Origin of the sequence: Pseudomonas sp. 2725, assembly GCF_050434585.1 — a bacterium.
GTDB classification, from domain to species: Bacteria; Pseudomonadota; Gammaproteobacteria; order Pseudomonadales; family Pseudomonadaceae; genus Aquipseudomonas; species Aquipseudomonas jessenii.
On record NZ_JBNDIV010000003.1, the window covers coordinates 393,685 to 412,784 of the forward strand.

The following is a 19,100-nucleotide window of genomic DNA, read 5'->3' on the forward strand; positions in this document are numbered from 1 at the left end:
TTTTGGGAGGAGGGTTGCGTGCTTGCAGCGTTCTAGCTTGCGGAGGCGATCAGCGATTCCTGCTGCACTTGTTCATGGGCGATCAAGCGCTCCAGGACGCGGCGTGACTGCACGCCGCCGGCGTCGATATTGAGCTTGAGCAAGTTGCGCTGAGGATGGCGAAGCAGGTTCTGTTGCTGGCGCTCGAGCATCTCCAGGTCCTCGCTGAAAATCTTGCCCTGACCTTCGCGAATGCTCGCTGTCAAGGCTTCATCCTGCGGGTTGAAGTTGCGCGCCATGCCCCAGAAGTACCAGATCGAGGTTTCGGTTTCCGGTGTGATGAAGTCGACGACGATGCTCGACGCCTTGAACTGCGGGTCGGCGTGATAACCACCTTTGCCGGCATGGGCCACGCCGACTTCAATCAGCACATGGCTGGGCGGGGTGAAGCGGCAGATCTGCCAGCGGTCCACCAGTACATCGTCGGCCAGATTGTTGCCGCGCAGGGCCATACGCCAGAAGGGTGGCGCCATGATGTTTTCCATGTGTCGGGCGGTAACAACTTCGTCACCTTCGACCGTGGTCAGCGGCGGCGCTTCGTCGATTTCCTTTTGGCCGATGCTGGACGCGTGGACGTAGGTTTCGTGAGTCAGGTCCATCAGGTTGTCGATCATCAGCCGGTAGTCGCACTGAATGTGGAACAGGCCACCGCCATAGACCCACTCGTCGCTGACCGCCCATTCCAGGTGATGGATCAGCGTCGGATCGGCCAACGCCTGATCGCCGGGCCAGACCCAGATAAAGCCATAGCGCTCGACCGCGGCAAATGTGTTATTGCACGGAAAACCGCGAACCCGTTGCCCAGGCATTTCCACGGTCTTGCCGTCGCACCCCATCACCAGGCCGTGATAGCCACATACCAGATTGCCGTTTTCCACATAACCGAGGGACAGCGGTGCGCCGCGATGGGGGCAAAAATCCTCGACAGCGGCCACCTTGCCTTCGTGCCCGCGATAAAAAACCATCTTCTCACCACAGATCTGACGGCCCAGTGGCTTGTTGGTGATTTCATCGGGCGTGCAGGCGACATACCACGTGTTCTTGGGGTACATGGAGATTCTCCAAGGTTATTTGTTGTTATTTAGTGGATCCATTAAAGTGAATTATCGCTCAAAATGTCAAATTTAATCCCGATAAACGATAATCAATGGATCCATTAGTGATTCGCTCACAAGATTTACGAATGAGCGTCTCGAAAATGTACGCCCGTGTACATGCCGTGTACGCGACAGATCTTGGGGTGTACAGTGGAGGAGAATTTTCAGATTAAGGGTGCAACCCGGATGTCACAGACAGGAAGGGCGAAAACCAAAGCGCAGGACGCAGGCTGGCGAGGCTCCGTCGATGGCTGGCTGGACGCCGCCTACGATGCTCTTAAAGAGTCGGGTGTGGATGCTGTGCGGGTGATGCCGCTGGCCAAACGCTTGAATTTGTCTCGTACCAGCTTCTACTGGTTCTATGAAGATCGGGAACAGCTGCTCGCGGCACTCCTGGCTCGATGGCGGGACAAGAACACCGGCGGTATGGTCAGCCAATGCGAGAGTTACGCAGAAAGTATTTCCGAAGCGATTCTCAACGTCTTCGAGTGCTGGGTGAACCCTGAGCTGTTCGACTCGCAATTCGAATTTGCCGTGCGCAGTTGGGCGCTGCAATCGGACGAGGTCACAGCTGAAATCGCTTTAGCCGATGAAGCACGGATGAATGCCCTGGCCGCGATGTTCCGACGGTTTGGCTACGACGCAGAGGGGGCCGACGTTCGGGCCAGGACGATCTACCTCACGCAGATCGGCTACATCTCCATGAAAACCAGCGAAGACATCGTCGTTCGATTTCGACGGATTCCTCAGTACGTGAGTGTGTTTACCGGCAAAGTACCTAAGCGGCGCGAGCTGGACCGCTTTTATGGAAAGTTCGGCTACGCAGAAAAAGAACCCGGCGTTTTCGTTCCCTTGGCCGAAACATTCGAGGAGTCCCTTGCCGATGGAGAGTAGAACCCTGGGCATCATCGGAGGTACTGGCTGGCTCGGGCGTGCAATCGCCGAGGCACTCCTTGATAGCGGTTTCATCAAGCCTGACCATTTGTTGATCTCGAACCGCTCCGGCGTCAGTAACTTCGAGCCAGGCGTGAGACTGCTGGCCGACAACCAGCAGTTGGTGGACCTCAGCGATATTGTCGTGTTGTCCATCCGGCCGGAGCAGTTTCGTGAACTGCAGATCAACGCCCGCGGCAAGTTGGTGATTTCCCTGATGGCTGGAGTACCGGCGGCAACCATCAGCGCGGCCACCGGTGCGGATGCAGTGGTGCGGGCCATGCCGAATGCAGCCGTCGAAATCAGGCAGTCTTTCACGCCCTGGTACAGTGTTGGAAATCTTGTTGAACGCGACCGCAAGTGGGTGCAGCGACTGTTCGAGTGCGTAGGTTCATCGGACGAAGTGCCTGATGAAGACTGTATCGATTACCTCAGCGCATTGTCCGGGACTGGGCCGGCTTTCCCGGCAATGTTGCAAATGGCACTGACTAATCAGGCGGTGGCTGCGGGAATTCCCCTTGTGATCGCGCAGCGCGCTGCACAAGGCGTAGTAGTGGGGGGCGGTCAGATGCTTGCCAGCCGCGATCCGCAGCAAATGATTGAGTCGTTGATGGCTTACCGTGGCGTGACGGCGGCAGCGCTGCAGTCGATGGCCGATCAGAACATCGAGTCCATTGTGGGGCAGGCAGTGAAGGCAGGCGCTGAGGTTGCACGGCGGGGAATGTAGCCAGGGCAGGGGACTACAGTGAAGGCCCGCTGAAGGGCCTTCACTGCAAAAGGCGTCAGACGGTTGCGATTATTCGGCCTTGAAGCAATAGACAGCCAGTTTGTTGCCATCAAGGTCCCGAGCGTAAGCGGCATAGGCATTTTCTGCCCAGTTACGCGAACCCGGTTGGCCTTCACAGGTACCACCGGCGGCGAGTGCGGTTTCGTGGAATGCATGGACCGCTGCGCGATTTGGAGCTTCGAAGCTGATAGTCACGCCATTGCCAACGTTGGCAGGATTGCCATTGGCGGGTTTCAGCACGAAGAACGACGGTTTATCCACGCCCCAGATGGAGCCTGATTCATCGAGGTCGGCAACACGGCTGAGACCAATTTCTTTGAGAACGCCATCATAGAAATTCCGTGCTTTGGCAAGGTCATTGGTACCGACAGTGACATGGGTAAAAACAGACATTCTGATTTCCTTGGGGTTGTGATGCGGGTGTGAGCGCTGGCCGTTATCACGGCAGTGCCTTGGTCAGAAATGAATGACGGTGCGAATGCTTTGCCCGGCATGCATCAATTCGAAAGCCTTGTTGATGTCTTCAAGGCCGAGGTTATGGGTAATGAAGGTTTCCAGCGGAATTTCCCCGGTGCTCGCTTTCTCGACGTAGCTGGGAAGTTCAGTGCGGCCCTTGACCCCACCAAACGCGCTGCCGCGCCAGACGCGCCCGGTCACCAGTTGGAAAGGGCGGGTGCTGATTTCCTGGCCTGCGCCGGCGACACCGATGATGATTGATTCACCCCAGCCCTTGTGGCAGCACTCCAGAGCCGCTCGCATCAAGTTGACGTTGCCGACGCATTCGAAGGAATAGTCCACGCCACCGTCGGTTAGTTCGACGATCACGTCCTGGATGGGCTTGTCATAGTCCTTGGGATTAATGAAATCGGTTGCACCGAGCGATAGGGCGACGTCCCGCTTGCCCGGGTTGATATCAATGGCGATGACTCGCCCGGCGTTGGCCATTTTCGCGCCGATGATGGCCGCTAGCCCGATCCCGCCGAGCCCGAATATCGCTACGCTCGCCCCGGCCTCGACCTTGGCGGTATTGAGTACGGCACCAATGCCTGTGGTCACGCCACATCCCAGCAAGCACACCTGTTCTAGCGGTGCATCCTTGGGGATTTTGGCCAGGGAGATCTCCGGCAGTACCGTGTATTCGGAAAAGGTCGAGCAGCCCATGTAGTGGAACACAGGCTGGCCCTGAAAGGAGAAGCGCGATGTTCCGTCAGGCATCAGGCCCTTGCCCTGTGTCGCTCTGACTGCCTGGCACAGGTTGGTCTTGCCCGACAGACAGAATTTGCATTGCCGGCACTCGGCCGTGTACAGCGGAATCACATGGTCGCCGATCGACAATGACGTAACGCCTTCGCCGATCGACTCGACGATCCCGCCGCCCTCATGACCCAGCACGGCAGGAAAGATCCCCTCGGGATCATCGCCCGACAGGGTAAAAGCATCCGTGTGGCAGACACCGGTTGCCACGATTCGTACCCGTACTTCGCCAGCCTTGGGCGGTGCGACATCGATGTCCACCAGCTGTAACGGCTGCCCTGGGCCGAAAGCGACTGCCGCCTTCGATTTAATGGTCACTGCTGACATGGTTTCCCTCTTGTTCATGGCGAGCCTCCGTTCCAACAGGAATGGAGGTTCGGATTCAGATTTCTTTCACCAGGCGCAAAGCGTCGTAGATGGCCGCGTGGGTGTTGCGAGCAGACACGGCATCGCCAATCCGGAACAGCTGGAAGCGTCCTTCGGGATTGGTGACGATGTTCTGTGCCGTGCCGGCGATCAGGTCATGCTGCTCTACCGCGCCGCCATTGGTGGAGAGAGGACGCAGGTCGAAGTACAAGTCGTCCAGGGGGAGGGTGCCATGGTTGACGACCACCTGATCGACCACGCGCTGTTTGTGAACCTGTCCGTAATCGCTGCCAAAGGTTGCAACGAGCCCGCCATCACGTTTTTCCACGGTATCGACCCGGTAGGTGACGGTGAAGGTGACGTCCAGATCCTGCAGGCTGCGCATGTAGGGCACTAGGTTCATGGCCATGACTTCAGGTGCAAACGAGCGGTCAGGGGTGACGATTTCGACTCTCGCACCGCTTTGCGCGATGACCTCGGCAGCCTGCAGGGCAGCATGATCCCCCGCATCGTCGAAGATCAGTACGTTGCGACCGGGCTTGATGTCGCCGGAAATGATGTCCCAGGTTGAAACCACGAGTTCGTTGCCCGCGCGGAGCACCTCGGTATCCGGCAGGCCGCCGGTCGCAATAATGACCACGTCTGGCTCGAAGGCTTGCACGGTGTCGGCTTCGGCCCAGGTATTGAAGTGAAACTTCACCCCCAGTCGTTCGCATTGCGCCATGCGCCAATCAATGATGCTGATCATCTCGCGGCGCCGCTCACTCAGTGCAGTCAGACGAATCTGCCCGCCAGGTTGGTCAGCCGCCTCAAGCACCGTTACATCATGGCCGCGCTCACCGGCGACGCGCGCCGCTTCCAGCCCAGCAGGGCCGGTACCGACCACCAGCACCTTGCGCTTGACGGCGGCTTTGGGAATGTCGTGAGGCATGGTGGTTTCCCGACCCGTCGCTGCGTTGTGGATGCAGTAGGCCGCGCCGCCCTGGTAGATGCGATCCAGACAATAGTTGGCGCCCACGCACGGGCGAATGTCTTCTTCGCGCTTCTCGATGATTTTGCGCACGATGTGCGGATCGGTCATGTGCGCGCGAGTCATGCCCACCATGTCCACTTTGCCCGAGGCGATCGCGTAGCGCGCGGTGGCGACATCGGGAATCTTCGCTGCGTGGAAGGTCGGGAAGCCAGTTGAGGAGCGGATCTCGCCAGCGAAGTCGAGATGGGGCGAGTTGCGCATACCCTGAATCGGGATGACATCAGTCAGGCCGGCATCCGTATCGATGTGACCGCGCACTACGTTCAGGAAGTCGACCAGTCCGCTGTCCTTGAGCATGTGAGAAACCTGCATGCCCTCACTGGCAGTAAAGCCACCGGGCAATTCTTCATCACCGGTGTAGCGAACCCCAAGCAGGAAATCTTCGCCGACCCGCTGGCGGATGCCACGCAGGATGTCGAAGGTAAAGCGCATGCGGTTTTCCAGCGACCCGCCGTAAGGGCCGTCGAGGTCATTGGTCAACGGCGACCAGAACTGGTCCATCAAATGCCCGTAAGCCTGAAGCTCCAGGCCATCGAGACCTGCTGCCTTCATGCGCTCCGCAGCATCTACATAGTCCTTGATGATCCGCTCGATGTCCCATTCCTCCATTTTCTTCGGGAAGGAGCGGTGTGAAGCCTCCCGACGGTGCGATGGCGACACCACCGGTAACCAGTCGGCCTTGTCCCAGCGGGTGCGACGGCCCAGGTGAGTCAACTGGATCATCACAGCCGCGCCATGTTCGTGGCATTCATCGGTCAGGTCCTTCAACCATCCGACTACTTCGTCCTTGTAGGCGAGCACATTGTTGAACACCGGCGGGCTGTCTCGGGATACGGCAGCGGAACCGGCAGTCATGGTCAGGGCGACACCGGCTTTGGCGCGCTCCACGTGGTAGGCGCGGTAGAGATCCTTGGGCATGCCGTCCACAGGGTAGGCCGGTTCATGGGAGGTGGTCATGATCCGGTTTCTGAGGGTCAGATTCTTGATTTTATAGGGTTGCAGCAAGGGATCGCTGGACATCGTGGTGCGCTCCAAAGTGGGCTTCATCAGACTCGGTGACTTAAAATTAGGATAAATGTACACCTGTGTCAACGATTGATGACACAGGTGTACATTTTGCTTGCGTGCCAAAAAAACCAAGATTAACATCCGTCAAAACAAGGACGAGTGTGGCTCGTCCGCGTCTGTCATCCATTTAGAAAGGAGAGAAGCGTGACTGAGTTATTTGATGTTCGTTTGGCCAGCAAACAAACTGCGTTCACTGAAATCCCGGTCATAGATATTTCGCCACTCATAAACGGCGAAAATCCGCTGCGGGTGGCAAGCCAGATAGGTGAAGCGTGCGAAAAAGTGGGTTTTTTTTATATAAAAAACCATGGTGTTTCGCAGCAACTGATAGATGAGATGTACAGGCTCACCAAACTTTTTTTCAAGCTTCCATCCGAGGAGAAGAACACACTTAACATCGTGAACTCCGGGCTTACGCTACGTGGTTACATCCCGATGTATGCGGAAAACGTAGACCCTGCTAATACGCGCGACTTCAAAGAGTGCTTTGATTACGGAGCCCATTACGATGAGGTTTCTCCGTTTTTTGGCCCTAATCAAATGCCATCCGGACTGCCGCAATTCGAAACGGTTGCCGAGGCTTATCATTCAGCTGTATTGGCGCTTGCGAGAATGCTCATCGGCGGCATCGCGCTGAGTCTGGACTTGCCGCAAAATTATTTTGAACAACGCCAACGCAAACCCATCACTATTCAGCGAGTTTTGCGTTATCCGCCTCAGACAGGAAAGGTCTCCCTGGAAGAGATCGGTATTGGTGCTCACACGGATTACGGCTTCCTGACAGTCCTGTCTCAAGACACAGTTGGCGGTTTACAAGTCAAGAACCGGGCAGGGGAGTGGGTTACCGCCCCACCCGTTGAAGGCACTTTTATCGTCAACATTGGTGATCTAGTTCAAACCCTCACCAACGATCGCTACACCTCGACAATGCATCGCGTCATAAATACCAGCGGTCTAGAGCGCTATTCAATACCGTTCTTTATTGATTTGGATTTCGATGCGGTTGTTGAGGCTGTGCCAACCTGCGTGAGTGAGGCCCTACCCGCGAAGTATGAAGCGTACACTTGTGGTAAACACAAATTTAAGCGTTTCGTAGATAGCTATGCGCATCTGAAAGGCGAATAGGGAGTTTTCTATGTGCATCCTATACATGGCCGACCCCGCCGATGCGCAGAAATGGCGAGATTGCCTGTCAACGCTCGCCCCTGAACTAGAGTTCCGCCAATGGCCTGATATCGGTGACCCGGCAGAGGTGCATTACATCCTGGCTTGGGAGCCTCTTGCCAACGTTTCGGAGCAGTTTGGTAATCTTCGGCTCATCTACGCTGCCGGGGCTGGAGTTGATCAGTTCGATTTGGCCCGTTTGCCTGCTCACGTGTCGCTAATACGGCTGGTAGACAGCTCGATGGCTGACATCATGGCTGAGTATGTTCTGTTTGGTGTTCTTGCCTTGCATCGAAACATCCTTGCTTACCAAGAGGATCAGCGAAGTGCTCGCTGGCAACCTCGACCAATCGTGCATGCTTCACAGCGGCGTGTTGGTGTCATGGGGGTTGGCAATCTCGGACGTGCCGCGCTTGATCGCCTTCAGCCATTGGGATTTCAGCTCAGTGGCTGGAATCGTTCTTCGAAGGAGGTGCCAGGTGGTCGCTGTTACGTCGGCCCGGACGAATTAGAGGAGTTTTTAGGGCAGTGCGACATCCTTGTGAACATGTTGCCGCTGACTCCCGAAACAGACGGGATACTCAATGCAGCAAGGCTCGATTGCCTGCCTCATGGCGCTGGACTGATTAACGTGGGACGTGGCGCCCACGTTGTAGAAACAGCTTTGCTTTCTGCGTTGAATGAAGGTCGTCTGGGAGGTGCCGTACTGGATGTTTTGGCACAAGAGCCTCCTACTCAAGACAACCCACTCAGAAAACACCCTCGAGTGCTCCTGACCCCACATATTGCAAGCGATGTGCAGATTGAAGGTGGGGTGGCGGTGATTGTTGAGAATCTCCGAAGAGAGTGTGAGGGAATGCCTCTCTTGAATGTGGTTGATCGGTCTAAAGGCTATTAGATTTTCCGCTTGCGACAGCACCATGCTGATAGCGGCCTGACTGGCGTAGGCCAAATCCGCCTACTTTTCCTCTAATCGAGGGGGATCTTTTCGATCTGAGTCAATTGCTGGCCTTTGAGCGGGGTGAGGAGGAGATCACCGTGTACAAGAATGCGGGTGGTGCGCACCTGGACCTGATTGTCAGCTTGTTTGTGATAGGGCGTTTGGATGAGCTTAAGTTGTATAGATGGCGGCTATCATGGTTGGTTATCGAGCCCTTTGAATGTCCGCTTGTGGCCCTGGGTGTGTAAAAACGGTCAAGAACTCACCGCTTTCGATCATCGATGTTCGTTGACTGAGCGAATGCGCAGTCAACGCCGCGGGTCGCATTAGTCGTGACCTGGAACACGTCAAAGCTGTTTTTACAGCTTCTGGGATGGGCAAAAACCTGCCTTTTTAGGCTGACAGCACCTTCATTAAACGGTAATGCACCGGAAAAAATCAGACATCGGTGGAAATATCGGAAACGGGCTTTGGAGTCTTGTCATCAACATTTCGCAGCTCTAATGAAACTTAACTCAGTGTAGTTCACGGTGGAGTTGGTTCGGGCTGCTTTCGTTGCCTATGAATGGTGAGCCACTCGACACCGATGACAGCCGAAGCGGACGGTACAGCGGTGCGGAAAACAGGATAATTACTAGCATGGATTTCTCAGAATTACTTCCGGGTAGTACGTGGAGCTCAGGACTTAGGCGGGGATCTGCTTCAATACAGCATTTAACATAATATACATTACACGTAATACGATATGGCCAGATTGGCACAGACTCACACAGATCTTGAAGCAAGGAACCCCCTCATCCTCGCGTCAGCCTTTCGATCAATGCCCAATGCTCAGGAAACTGCTGACCGAGCTTTTGCCGGTCACCCATTTCCATATCTGCGAAATCAAAGCCTGGCGTAACCGCTTCACTGATCAAGCCGAATCCTGCTGCGCCGTGCATCACCTGCGAAGCTTTCCAGATGCCACCGGGCACATGCAGTTGCAAGCATTGTCCGGCGAGAACGTCGTGACCCATCACAATGGTTTTCAATGTGCCGTCCGGAAAAATCAGCGTGTACTGAATCGGATCGCCCAGATGATAGTAATGAACGATGTCTGACCGGTTCAGATGGAAATGACCTATTGGAGCGTCCTGGGTCAGCAGATAGAAAATCGACGTCATGCAATGCCGTTGGCCGGTGGACGTCAGAATCATGTTCTGGTCGTCCGACTGGTAGGTTCTGCGAAAGAAACCACCTTCGATATGGGGCTCAAGGGCCAGGGTTTTGATCAGCTTTGCAATTTTCGTGGTGCTTTGATTCATTTTGTCTCCCTGCCTTTAAATCGCAACTTTATTGGCATAATCGAAGCATTTGCCAACATAACTCGACTAAATAGTGCTTTAGTCGAGTTAGTCTTCATACTGATCCTGCCCCCCTCCAGTGTCTGACCTGTTGTGTATCACAGTGTATCGGCGTGACACCTCGATACACAGACTTTCATCCGGACTGCAATTGGACACAGGCCAGATACGTTGTCGCGCTTGAATGCTCGTAAGGTTTGAAGGGGTTCGGACGGAACCCCTGACCCACGGCTGGTAATGGAGACATCCCATGAAGATGGCACTGCGCAACAGCAAATCCGGCAAGACTCGCCGCCACCTGGTCGGTCCTTCGATTCTCGCGCTGACGCTGTTCGGTGTGCTCGGTGCGGCCCACGCGCAAACGGCCGCCACCGCGCAGCCAGCCGTGGCCCCTGCCGGTACCACCCAGGCGGCGCCCTCGCCCTTCGGCCCGCTCAAGCATGTCAACGCCGGGCTGCTGGACGTGGCGTACGCAGAAACAGGCCCGGCCAACGGGCCGGTGGTGATCCTGCTGCACGGCTGGCCGTACGACATTCATAGCTATGATGAGGTTGCGCCGTTGCTGGCCGCCAAGGGTTATCGGGTGCTGATGCCCTATGCCCGGGGTTATGGCGATACGCATTTCCTGTCCGACAAAACCCTGCGCAATGGCCAACCGGCTGCACTGGCCAGTGATGTCATCGACTTCATGGATGCCCTGAAGATCAAGCAAGCGGTGCTCGGTGGCTACGACTGGGGTGCGCGTTCGGCCGGCATTGTCTCGGCACTGTGGCCGGAACGGGTCAAGGCGCTGGTTTCGGTCAGCGGTTATCTGATCGGCAACCAGGCGGCCGGCAAGAACCCGCTGCCGCCCAAGGCGGAATTGCAGTGGTGGTATCAGTTCTACTTCGCCACTGACCGTGGTCGCGCCGGTTACGAGAAGAACACCCATGACTTCGCCAAGCTGATCTGGCAACTGGCCTCGCCGAAATGGGCGTTCGATGACGCCACCTTCGACCGCAGCGCCAAGGCGCTGGACAACCCCGACCATGTCGACATCACTGTGTTCAACTACCGCTGGCGCCTGGGCCTGGTCCAGGGCGAAAGTCGGTACGAAGCGTTGGAGCAGAAACTGGCCACGGCGCCGTCCATCAGCGTGCCGACCATCACCCTTGAAGGCGATGCCAACGGCGCACCGCACCCGGCGCCTGAAGACTATGCCAAGCGCTTCACCGGCAAATACGAGTTCCGGTTGATCAATGGTGGCATCGGCCACAATCTGCCGCAGGAAGATCCGCAGGCGTTCGCCAAGGCGGTGATTGATGCCGATCATCTTTAAGGTCGATCTGAGGCCCTCGCGCCTGTGCTGAACAGCACTGGGGTAATGGATGAGCTATCTTGAGAGCGAATCACCTGCATTCGGTGACTGCCGACAAGTAAGGACGCTTCATGAATCGTTTACCCCGGTGTCATGCCCTCCTCGCCTTGACTTTCGCCAGTACGGTCACAGCCGCAGCCCTGTTGAGTACACCGGGTTACGCAGCGCAAGCCACTGTTGCCGCTCCGGTCGCCAGCCCTGTCTCAGGCCCTGTCGCCGGCACCAAAGTAACCGAACCGTATGTGCGCATGATGGCGCGCGAGGCGTATTTCTGGGCTTGGCCGATGGCCAATATCTTCAATCGTCGCCAGGCCTTCAAGAACTTGCCGGAACCCGGCTTGATGGGCGGCATCGTACCCGTGGCCCCGATCAATCGGCTGTCGATGCTCAGCGACTACATCGACCCGGCCGAGCGGCTGGTGGCCTGTCCGAACCAGGACGTGGTGTACGGCGCCGGCAGCATCGCCCTGGACATTGAGCCGGTGGTGCTGCAAGTGCCGGACTTCGACGGCCGTTTCTGGGTGTATCAGGTGGTGGACCTGCGTTCGGACAGCTTCGCCGAAATGGGCAAAATGTATAACACCCAACCGGGTTTCTACTTGTTGGTCGGCCCGGACTGGAACGGCAAGGTGCCGCCCGGCATCAAGCGGGTGTACCGGGCGCGTACGAACACCGGGTTCGTGATCCCACGGGTATTCCAGGACGACACCGCCGCCGACCGCCAGGCCGTGCAGCCGGCTTTGTCGGGCATCGACATGTACCCGCTGTCGCAATACGACGGCAAAATGAAGAAGCGCAACTGGGCCAAGCTGCCGAAATTCCCGGCCCAGGCTACCGAAGGCAATGCCGAAACCAAGTGGGTGGTGCCGGAGAAGTTCTTCGATGAGCTGCCGGCCCTGCTCAAGGACGCCAAGCCATTGCCGGGGGAAGAAGCCCGCTACGCGCAAATGGCCACCCTCGCGGCCATCGCCAAGGCCGACCCGCAACTTCGCGCTGCGATGATCGACGAGGCGAAAAAGGCCGACAGCGAAGTGATCGACCCGCTGTTGCAGTTCCGCAACTACGGTCTGCAATTGCCCAATCACTGGAGCACCGTGAGCAACGGTGCAGCGTTCGGCACCGACTATTTCACCCGTACCGCCGTCGCGCGTTCGAACATATTCGTGAACCAGCAGAAAGAGACCAAATACTTCTACCAGGACCTGGATGAGAACGGCCTGCGCCTCAACGGCCGGTACGGCTACAGCGTCACGTTCGCCAAAGGCAAGCTGCCGCCAGTCAGGGGGTTCTGGTCGCTGACGCTGTACAACGAACAGCACTTCTTCTCGCCTAATGAGCTCAAGCGTTACTCCATCGGCACCAAGAACAAATCCCTGCAAACCAATCCTGACGGCTCGCTGACCATTTACGTGCAAAGTGAATCACCGGGCAAGGACAAGGAAAGCAACTGGCTGCCCTCGCCCAAAGGTGCCGAATTCTCGCTGTACATCCGCGCCTACTGGCCGCAAGCCGATGTCCTCGACGGCGACTGGACCCCACCGGCGGTGGTGAAAACCAAATGAACAGGATCTGAAAAAATGAGCGCCCGGGTGGCGCTCATTTCATTTTGGCGGCATGGAAACCCCCTAAACCCTGTTGGAGCGAGCCTGCTCGCGATGGCGGAGTGTCAGCCGATATCAATGTTGGACGTGCCGGCTTCATCGCGAGCAAGCTCGCTCCCACAGATTTCAGTGGCGCCCACAAATGCTTGTCACACCACAAAACAAAGGTGGGAGCGAGCTTGCTCGCGATGGCGGAGTGTCAGCCGGCATCAATGCTGGATGTGCCGGCCTCATCGCGAGCAAGCTCGCTCCCACAGGACGCGACGGCTAGCTTCGCGCTCCGCCCGGTTACGCCAAGACACGATTTTTGCTACGAGTAATGGATTTCACTCAAGTCGATCGACACCAGCAACGCCTCCTTGTTGACCTGCCCATCGATCTTGCGTCGATAGGCTCGCCGCTTGCCCGGCATGCGCAATCCGTCGGCTTCAACGTAGTCACCAACCAGTTGGGCAGCGGGCATGCCGCCGCTCACATCGACGTTGTAGTCGTGGCGGCGCAGCAGAAAGGTATCGCCGAAATAGAAGTCCTGGATGGCACTGTGGGTTGCGATGCTGTCGGGAAAGTGCACCCGCAAATGCCGCCAGAGTTCGGCCCCCTCTTGCAGGGGCTCGATTTCCTCGCAGGTTACGCCCGGCAAGGTGAACAGGAAGGGCATGGTCAGGTAGGACCACATCGCATAGCCGTTGAAGTAGGCCCGGTGCAACGGGTCCCACGCCGTGTGTTCCCCATGGCCCTTGAAGGATGCCCGGGGCGCATGGCGCTCGGCAATCACCTTGCCCGCGGTATTCTCGATGGCGATTCGGTTCGGCGTATAGGCCGTGAATTGCTCCGGTGCGCCGAAGGGTTTCACCGAGGCTCTTTGTTCATGCAACCACGCGGTCATCTGGCGTGGCGCGCTGTCCTGGGTCAACCCTTTCATGCCCCAGAGCGAGCCGCCGGTGACGATCGTGGCGCAGACCTTATTGAAACTGTTCCAGCGCACCAGGCCGCCATGGGCGGCAAGCACCTGGTCCAGCAGTTCTCGATCCTGTGCAGACATGATTGCGTCCCCTCCTCGGCCGGCAGCGCTGGCCTCATTACCAGAATAATCGATAGCCGGCCGCTTGCAGGACCGTGCCGATGGACAGCCCTATTGGGGTTCTAGCCACTTTGCGCACCAGGCATCAAAGACAGCACACCGATTCAATATTCCCGACCCGATCTACGTAACCATGACCACCTCACGCCCCCCGTAAGAACAGTGTCATGACCATTGCAAAGGCAGAACCTCCCCTGTGGTGACCCATTGATGATCCTTTCCCTGCAAGATTTCAGGGCGCCTGTTGCCCTGTTTTTCTGCCTGCTGGCCAACCACGCACCGGCCGAGGAATCGGTGCAAGGCGCAGACGGATTTTTCGAGGGCTCGACCCTTGGCGTGCTCAGTCGAAACTTTTATCTGAACAGCGACTATCGATCCCCCTCACCGACCGGAAAAAACTTCAAAGCCGAATGGGCTCAAGGTTTTATCAGCGCTTTTGAATCCGGTTTCACGCCGGGCACAGTTGGTTTCGGTCTCGATGCCCATGCCTTTGCTGGATTGAAACTCGACGGTGGCAAAGGCCATTCCGGAACCGGTCTGCTGCCCGTGGGCAGTGACGGTCGTAGCGAAAGCAATTACTCCAGCGGTGGCGGCGCGATCAAGCTCAAGGCATCGAATACCACCCTGGCGTTTGGCGAAATGGAGGTCGAATCCCCGGTGTTCGATACCGCGGACAAACGCCTGCAGCCGGAGTACGCCACAGGTTTTCTGCTCAACAGCCGCGAAATCGATGGCATGAACCTGCAAGCCGGTCACTTCACGGCATTCAAGAATCAGGACAGTGCTTCAGGCAAGGGCAACTTTTTCGGTTATGGCGCCAATACCGAGGCCGGCGGCATTTCGTTTGTCGGCGCCGATCTGTTTACCCAAAGCCCGGTTGGCGGCGCCCTGTATGCCTCGGATCTGACCGACACCTGGCATCAGTACTACGGCAACCTGCACTTCAAGCAGTCCGGGGTGTTCCTCGACGCCAACCTCTATCACACCAGGGACAGTGGTCAGGCGCTGGCCGGTGCCATCGACAACACGGCGTACAGCCTGTCCGGTAAATACGCGCTGGGCGCCCATGGTTTCACCCTGGCGTATCAGAAAGTCGACGGTGATACGCCATTCGATTTCGTCGGTGGCGATTCCATCTACCTGGCCAACTCGATCAAGTACGCCGACTTCAACGGCGCCCACGAACGCTCCTGGCAGGTTCGTTATGACCTGGACCTGACTGCCTTCGGGATACCCGGCCTGAAGTTCATGACCCGCTACGTCACCGGCGACCAGATCGACGGCACCCATGCACCACAAGGCGGGGCCTACAACCCGTTCGACCCGGCGACCGGCACCTACGTGCCACAACAAGGTGCCGGGGGCAGACACTGGGAGCGTGACATCGACCTGCACTACGTCGTGCAGGCCGGGACGGCCAAGGGTTTGTCGCTGCAACTGTCCCATGTGTCGCACCGGGCGAACGCGGCCCAGGCCGGCGATGACATCGACCGGGTGTACGTGGTCATCCAGTACCCGTTGAACTTCGGGCCGTTCTGAGCGGAAAGTGGCGGAAGGCAGCCGGAGTCGAACCTGCCCGGGAACGGATGCCGTCCCCAACCGGGTTTGAAGCCCGGCCGCGCCACCGGGCGCGATTGCCTTCCTTGAGTTATTGCCTCTGAATCAAAGCTCATTTCGCTGGGCCAGCGCACTGTCCAGGCGAATCTGCCGACGATCGCCAAAGCGCCGGGTCAGGCCGACACGGTCAAAATACTCCAGTATCTGAATGCTGCGCTTGCGCCCCAGGCCCACCGCATCACGAAACGCCGTCACCTGAATCACCGGGTTGGCGTCCGCCAGTTGCAACAGCATAGCCGCCAATCGGCGAATCATGCTGTCGGTGTAAAACAGGTCGCGCACCACCTGGTGCATCAAGCCCAGGCGCGCCATTTTGCGTAGCAATGCGCGGACGGTGGCTTCGTCATGCCCCAGATTGCGCACCCAGGGCGGGTCGAATCCGGCCTGTTCGAATAGCGGCTGCAATTGTAGCCACAGGGTTTCGTCCTCTTCGCTTAAACGCACCTGATGTTCGGGCAGGTGCAACCACGGGCCGCTGCTGGCGATGTCGCCGCTGGCCAACAACTCGTCGAGCAGGCTGATAAACGTTGGGCGATCCAGCGTGCCGCCGGTGAATCGACGCAGGCGATCCCGGTCCGGCCCCATCTGATCCGGTTCCAGTTGATGGAAATGCGCGAGCTGATCCACTAAGGGCGCTTTCAACGATTCCCAGCGACTTGCACTGAACAGCAATGGGCCTTGACGGGTATCGATCAGGCGCACGTCAGCGGGCAACACCCAACTGCTGCGCGGTCGGTTGAACTGCCGCTCCAGGCGCTGCGGATCGAGTCCGGTGTCGCTGTGGGCCAGCAACGCCGGCAAAACTTCTTCCAGCCCGGCACTGTTCGCCAGCGCACCCAGTTGCGCCAGACGTTCGGGGCTGCGGCGTTGCCGATCCGGGGCAAACGGATCGAGCACCCGGCCGCCACCCAGGGTTCGTTGGGCACTCTGGTCACGCAGGATCAGCGGATCACCCTTCACGGCATGCACCGCTGTGTTTAGCAGCAGTTGCGCAAACATCCGGCCACCGGGTGCCAGGCTGGTGCCTTCCAGCAAGGCGACGCGCCCGGTCACGTCCTGGGTGCCGAGGTGCACGTGCACCGGTTGAAAGTGTTCGAAAGCCCGGGGTTCGCCGGCCAGCAGTTGCATGTCGATGTCCAGGCGCCGGGTAGGCGCGTACAAGCTCTCGGCCAGCAACCAGTGGCCGCGATGGATGTGTTCCAGAGCCAGCCGTTCGGCACTCAGGTTCAAGGCCACGCGCTGGCCGGCGAAAGCGTGGTCGGCAGCCTGGCTTTGCGCGTGCAGGCCGCGAATGCGCACCGGTTTGCCCTGTGGTCCCAACAGCAGGGTATCGCCCACCGCGACCTGGCCGGACAGCGCCGTGCCGGTCACCACGATACCGGCCCCGGCCACGCTGAAAGCCCGATCGATCGCCAGGCGAAAACCGCCTTCGGTGCTGCGCTGCTGTACTTCACGCTGGGCTTGCAGCAATTGTTGGCGGAGGGTTTCGATGCCCTCGCCGGTCAAGCTCGACAGCGCAATCAGCGGCGCATCGGCATACGCTCCGGGCGCCAGCAAGGTACGGACCTGCTCACGCACGATCTGCACCCGGTCGCTGTCGACCCGGTCGCACTTACTGATCGCCACCAGTGCCCGGGGGATGCCCAGCAACTGGACAATCGCCAGGTGCTCGCAGGTCTGCGGCATCACCCCGTCATCGGCGGCCACCACCAGCAACACCAGATCGATGCCCTGCGCTCCGGCCAGCATGTTGTGGGTGAAGCGCTCATGGCCGGGAACGTCGATGAATCCGGTCAGCTGCGCATCCGCCTCCAGCTCGGCATACAGGTAGCCAAGGTCGATGGTCATGCCGCGCTCACGCTCTTCGCGGCGCCGGTCACCCGCCTGACCGGTCAGCGCCTGGAGCAGCGCCGTCTTGCCATGGTCGATGTGCCCTGCGGTGCCGACAATCACCCTGCCCGGCCCTCCACGTGTAATTGTTCGAGTTGCGCCAGCCATGCCGGCTCGTCGTCCAGTTGCCTCAGGTCCAGCCACAGGGCGTCATCGTCGATGCGCCCCAGGACCGCAATCGGCAAGTCGCGAAAGGCTTCTTCCAGCGTCAACAACGAGCGTCCGCGCAAGCGCTTGGACGTCAGCGGGCGCAGACACAGCGCTGCGCTGGCCAGCCTCGCCACCGGCTGGCTGCCGCTGCCGATCATGCCCAGTGCCGGCATGGCGCTGACGCTCCAGCCGTCACCCAGCACTTGGGCAAGCGCCGGCCGCAAGCGCTCGGCCTGGGCGAGAATCTCGGCCTGTGGCCGGGTCAACAGGCGCAGGCTCGGCAAACGCTCGGCCAATCGGTCCGGGTTTCGGTACAAACCCAACACGGCTTCCAGGGCCGCCAGGGTCATTTTGTCGACACGCAGTGCACGTTTGAGCGGGTTTTTCTTGATCCTGGCGATCAATTCCTTGCGGCCGACAATCAACCCGGCCTGTGGTCCGCCGAGCAGTTTGTCGCCACTGAAGGTGACGATGTCCGCGCCATCGAGCAGGGCCTCGCGCACCGTCGGCTCTGCCGGCAAACCCCAGCGGGTCAAGTCCAGCAGACTGCCGCTGCCGAGGTCTTCGAGCAACGGCAGTCCATGTTGGTGGGCAATTTGCGCCAGTTCAGCCGTCGCCACACTCGTGGTGAAGCCTTGAATGCTGTAGTTGCTTGCATGCACGCGCATGATCAAGCCGCTGCGCGGGCCGATGGCAGTCTCGTAGTCGCGGGCATGGGTGCGGTTGGTGGTGCCGACTTCAACCAGCTTCACCCCGGCGCGGGCCATGATGTCGGGAATGCGGAAGGCACCGCCGATTTCAATGAGTTCGCCCCGGGAAATAATCCCTTCCTTGCGCGCGCCCAGGCTGTTGAGGGTCAAGAGCACCGCTGCGGCATTGTTGTTGACCACGGTCACCGCTTCGGCGCCGGTCAATTCGCGGATCAAGCCTTCGATCAGGTCGTCGCGATCTCCGCGCTTGCCGCTGCGCAGGTCGAACTCGAGGTTGAGCGGATAGCGCGCGGCCATTTGCACCGCTTCAATCGCTTCCTTGGGCAACAACGCCCGGCCGAGATTGGTGTGCAAGACCGTGCCGGTGAGGTTGAACACCCGACGCACATGGCTGCGATGCTCGGTTGCCAATCGCTCGCCGACCCTGCCCGCCAGCACGTCGGCGCTGACTTCCACAGGTTCGAGCAAACCCTGCCGTACGCCTTCGCGCAGTTCATCCAGCAATAGCCGCAAGGCGCCCAGCAAGGCGTCGCGTCCATAGCGCTCGGCCAACGGCCGGCACGCCGGGTGACGCAACAAACTGTCGATAGAAGGTAGACGCAGGGGTTGGCTGGCACTGCGTACAGACATCTGGCGCTCCTGAAAACGAATGGCCCTCGCGCCAGAGTGT

The 19,100-nt window shown here is 58.6% G+C and carries 15 protein-coding genes and 1 tRNA gene; 7 read left to right on the forward strand and 9 right to left on the reverse strand.

From position 1 onward, the window contains the following. Positions 1-32: 32 nt before the first annotated feature. The gene (locus ABIE16_RS09610) at positions 33-1,091 is read right to left on the reverse strand and encodes an aromatic ring-hydroxylating dioxygenase subunit alpha (RefSeq protein WP_349734139.1); all 1,059 of its coding nucleotides are present in this window, start codon (positions 1,089-1,091) and stop codon (positions 33-35) included. Positions 1,092-1,322: 231 nt separating this feature from the next. Between ABIE16_RS09610 and ABIE16_RS09615 the strand changes: the two genes are divergently transcribed. After that, on the forward strand, positions 1,323-2,030 hold the full coding sequence (locus tag ABIE16_RS09615) for a TetR/AcrR family transcriptional regulator (RefSeq protein WP_349734140.1): 708 nt from the start codon (positions 1,323-1,325) through the stop codon (positions 2,028-2,030). Then, a complete protein-coding gene (locus ABIE16_RS09620) occupies positions 2,020-2,796 on the forward strand; it encodes a pyrroline-5-carboxylate reductase family protein (protein WP_429520975.1) in 777 nt (258 codons plus the stop codon). Before ABIE16_RS09615 ends, ABIE16_RS09620 begins: the two co-directional genes overlap by 11 nt. 69 nt (positions 2,797-2,865) lie before the next feature. Here the strand turns inward: ABIE16_RS09620 and ABIE16_RS09625 are convergent, their stop codons facing one another. From ABIE16_RS09625 to ABIE16_RS09635, 3 genes are all read right to left on the reverse strand, one after another. Next, entirely contained in the window at positions 2,866-3,249 is a 384-nt protein-coding gene (locus ABIE16_RS09625) for a VOC family protein (RefSeq protein WP_349734144.1), read from the reverse strand. A gap of 63 nt (positions 3,250-3,312) precedes the next feature. Continuing rightward, on the reverse strand, positions 3,313-4,437 hold the full coding sequence (locus ABIE16_RS09630; protein WP_429521161.1) for an S-(hydroxymethyl)glutathione dehydrogenase/class III alcohol dehydrogenase: 1,125 nt from the start codon (positions 4,435-4,437) through the stop codon (positions 3,313-3,315). Positions 4,438-4,492: 55 nt separating this feature from the next. After that, positions 4,493-6,529: an FAD-dependent oxidoreductase gene (locus ABIE16_RS09635; RefSeq protein WP_429521162.1), complete on the reverse strand. Its 2,037-nt coding sequence runs from the start codon at positions 6,527-6,529 to the stop codon at positions 4,493-4,495. A gap of 192 nt (positions 6,530-6,721) precedes the next feature. Between ABIE16_RS09635 and ABIE16_RS09640 the strand changes: the two genes are divergently transcribed. Both ABIE16_RS09640 and ABIE16_RS09645 read left to right on the forward strand, forming a co-directional pair. After that, positions 6,722-7,702, forward strand: coding sequence for an isopenicillin N synthase family dioxygenase (locus tag ABIE16_RS09640; protein ID WP_349734146.1), 981 nt, complete (start codon positions 6,722-6,724; stop codon positions 7,700-7,702). Between the two features lie 10 nt (positions 7,703-7,712). Beyond that, entirely contained in the window at positions 7,713-8,639 is a 927-nt protein-coding gene (locus ABIE16_RS09645) for a 2-hydroxyacid dehydrogenase (protein WP_349734147.1), read from the forward strand. An 836-nt stretch (positions 8,640-9,475) separates the two neighbouring features. Here ABIE16_RS09645 and ABIE16_RS09650 read toward each other — a convergent pair. Next, positions 9,476-9,985: a cupin domain-containing protein gene (locus ABIE16_RS09650; RefSeq protein WP_429520976.1), complete on the reverse strand. Its 510-nt coding sequence runs from the start codon at positions 9,983-9,985 to the stop codon at positions 9,476-9,478. 289 nt (positions 9,986-10,274) lie between these two features. Here ABIE16_RS09650 and ABIE16_RS09655 point away from each other — a divergent pair, with 289 nt between their 5' ends. Continuing rightward, positions 10,275-11,342, forward strand: coding sequence for an alpha/beta fold hydrolase (locus ABIE16_RS09655; protein WP_090455232.1), 1,068 nt, complete (start codon positions 10,275-10,277; stop codon positions 11,340-11,342). A 110-nt stretch (positions 11,343-11,452) separates the two neighbouring features. Further along, a complete protein-coding gene (locus ABIE16_RS09660; protein ID WP_349734220.1) occupies positions 11,453-12,943 on the forward strand; it encodes a DUF1254 domain-containing protein in 1,491 nt (496 codons plus the stop codon). 349 nt (positions 12,944-13,292) lie between these two features. On the opposite strand, the gene ABIE16_RS09665 is transcribed toward ABIE16_RS09660, so the two are convergent. Continuing rightward, positions 13,293-14,024: a hypothetical protein gene (locus ABIE16_RS09665; RefSeq protein ID WP_349734222.1), complete on the reverse strand. Its 732-nt coding sequence runs from the start codon at positions 14,022-14,024 to the stop codon at positions 13,293-13,295. Positions 14,025-14,273: 249 nt separating this feature from the next. On the opposite strand from ABIE16_RS09665, the gene ABIE16_RS09670 reads away from it, so the two are divergent. Then, positions 14,274-15,602 (forward strand): OprD family porin, encoded by a 1,329-nt coding sequence (locus tag ABIE16_RS09670; protein ID WP_429520977.1) that lies wholly within the window; start codon positions 14,274-14,276, stop codon positions 15,600-15,602. A gap of 8 nt (positions 15,603-15,610) precedes the next feature. On the opposite strand, the gene ABIE16_RS09675 is transcribed toward ABIE16_RS09670, so the two are convergent. The 3 genes from ABIE16_RS09675 to selA form a co-directional block, all read right to left on the reverse strand. Next, positions 15,611-15,706, reverse strand: a tRNA-Sec gene (locus ABIE16_RS09675). Positions 15,707-15,725: 19 nt separating this feature from the next. Further along, positions 15,726-17,633, reverse strand: coding sequence for a selenocysteine-specific translation elongation factor (gene selB, locus ABIE16_RS09680; protein ID WP_429521163.1), 1,908 nt, complete (start codon positions 17,631-17,633; stop codon positions 15,726-15,728). After that, the gene (gene selA / locus ABIE16_RS09685) at positions 17,630-19,060 is read right to left on the reverse strand and encodes an L-seryl-tRNA(Sec) selenium transferase (RefSeq protein WP_429520978.1); all 1,431 of its coding nucleotides are present in this window, start codon (positions 19,058-19,060) and stop codon (positions 17,630-17,632) included. Before selA ends, selB begins: the two co-directional genes overlap by 4 nt. Positions 19,061-19,100: the final 40 nt, after the last annotated feature.

What these genes read in the sequence shown, in the direction of transcription:
- ABIE16_RS09660 (WP_349734220.1), top strand. Translation starts at nt 11,453, where the DNA reads ATGAATCGTTTACCCCGGTGTCATGCCCTCCTCGCCTTGACTTTCGCC.
- ABIE16_RS09650 (WP_429520976.1), bottom strand. Translation starts at nt 9,985, where the DNA reads ATGAATCAAAGCACCACGAAAATTGCAAAGCTGATCAAAACCCTGGCC.
- ABIE16_RS09655 (WP_090455232.1), top strand. Translation starts at nt 10,275, where the DNA reads ATGAAGATGGCACTGCGCAACAGCAAATCCGGCAAGACTCGCCGCCAC.
- ABIE16_RS09630 (WP_429521161.1), bottom strand. Translation starts at nt 4,437, where the DNA reads ATGTCAGCAGTGACCATTAAATCGAAGGCGGCAGTCGCTTTCGGCCCA.
- ABIE16_RS09670 (WP_429520977.1), top strand. Translation starts at nt 14,274, where the DNA reads ATGATCCTTTCCCTGCAAGATTTCAGGGCGCCTGTTGCCCTGTTTTTC.
- ABIE16_RS09635 (WP_429521162.1), bottom strand. Translation starts at nt 6,529, where the DNA reads ATGTCCAGCGATCCCTTGCTGCAACCCTATAAAATCAAGAATCTGACC.
- ABIE16_RS09610 (WP_349734139.1), bottom strand. Translation starts at nt 1,091, where the DNA reads ATGTACCCCAAGAACACGTGGTATGTCGCCTGCACGCCCGATGAAATC.
- ABIE16_RS09645 (WP_349734147.1), top strand. Translation starts at nt 7,713, where the DNA reads ATGTGCATCCTATACATGGCCGACCCCGCCGATGCGCAGAAATGGCGA.
- ABIE16_RS09620 (WP_429520975.1), top strand. Translation starts at nt 2,020, where the DNA reads ATGGAGAGTAGAACCCTGGGCATCATCGGAGGTACTGGCTGGCTCGGG.
- ABIE16_RS09665 (WP_349734222.1), bottom strand. Translation starts at nt 14,024, where the DNA reads ATGTCTGCACAGGATCGAGAACTGCTGGACCAGGTGCTTGCCGCCCAT.
- ABIE16_RS09615 (WP_349734140.1), top strand. Translation starts at nt 1,323, where the DNA reads ATGTCACAGACAGGAAGGGCGAAAACCAAAGCGCAGGACGCAGGCTGG.
- selA (WP_429520978.1), bottom strand. Translation starts at nt 19,060, where the DNA reads ATGTCTGTACGCAGTGCCAGCCAACCCCTGCGTCTACCTTCTATCGAC.
- ABIE16_RS09625 (WP_349734144.1), bottom strand. Translation starts at nt 3,249, where the DNA reads ATGTCTGTTTTTACCCATGTCACTGTCGGTACCAATGACCTTGCCAAA.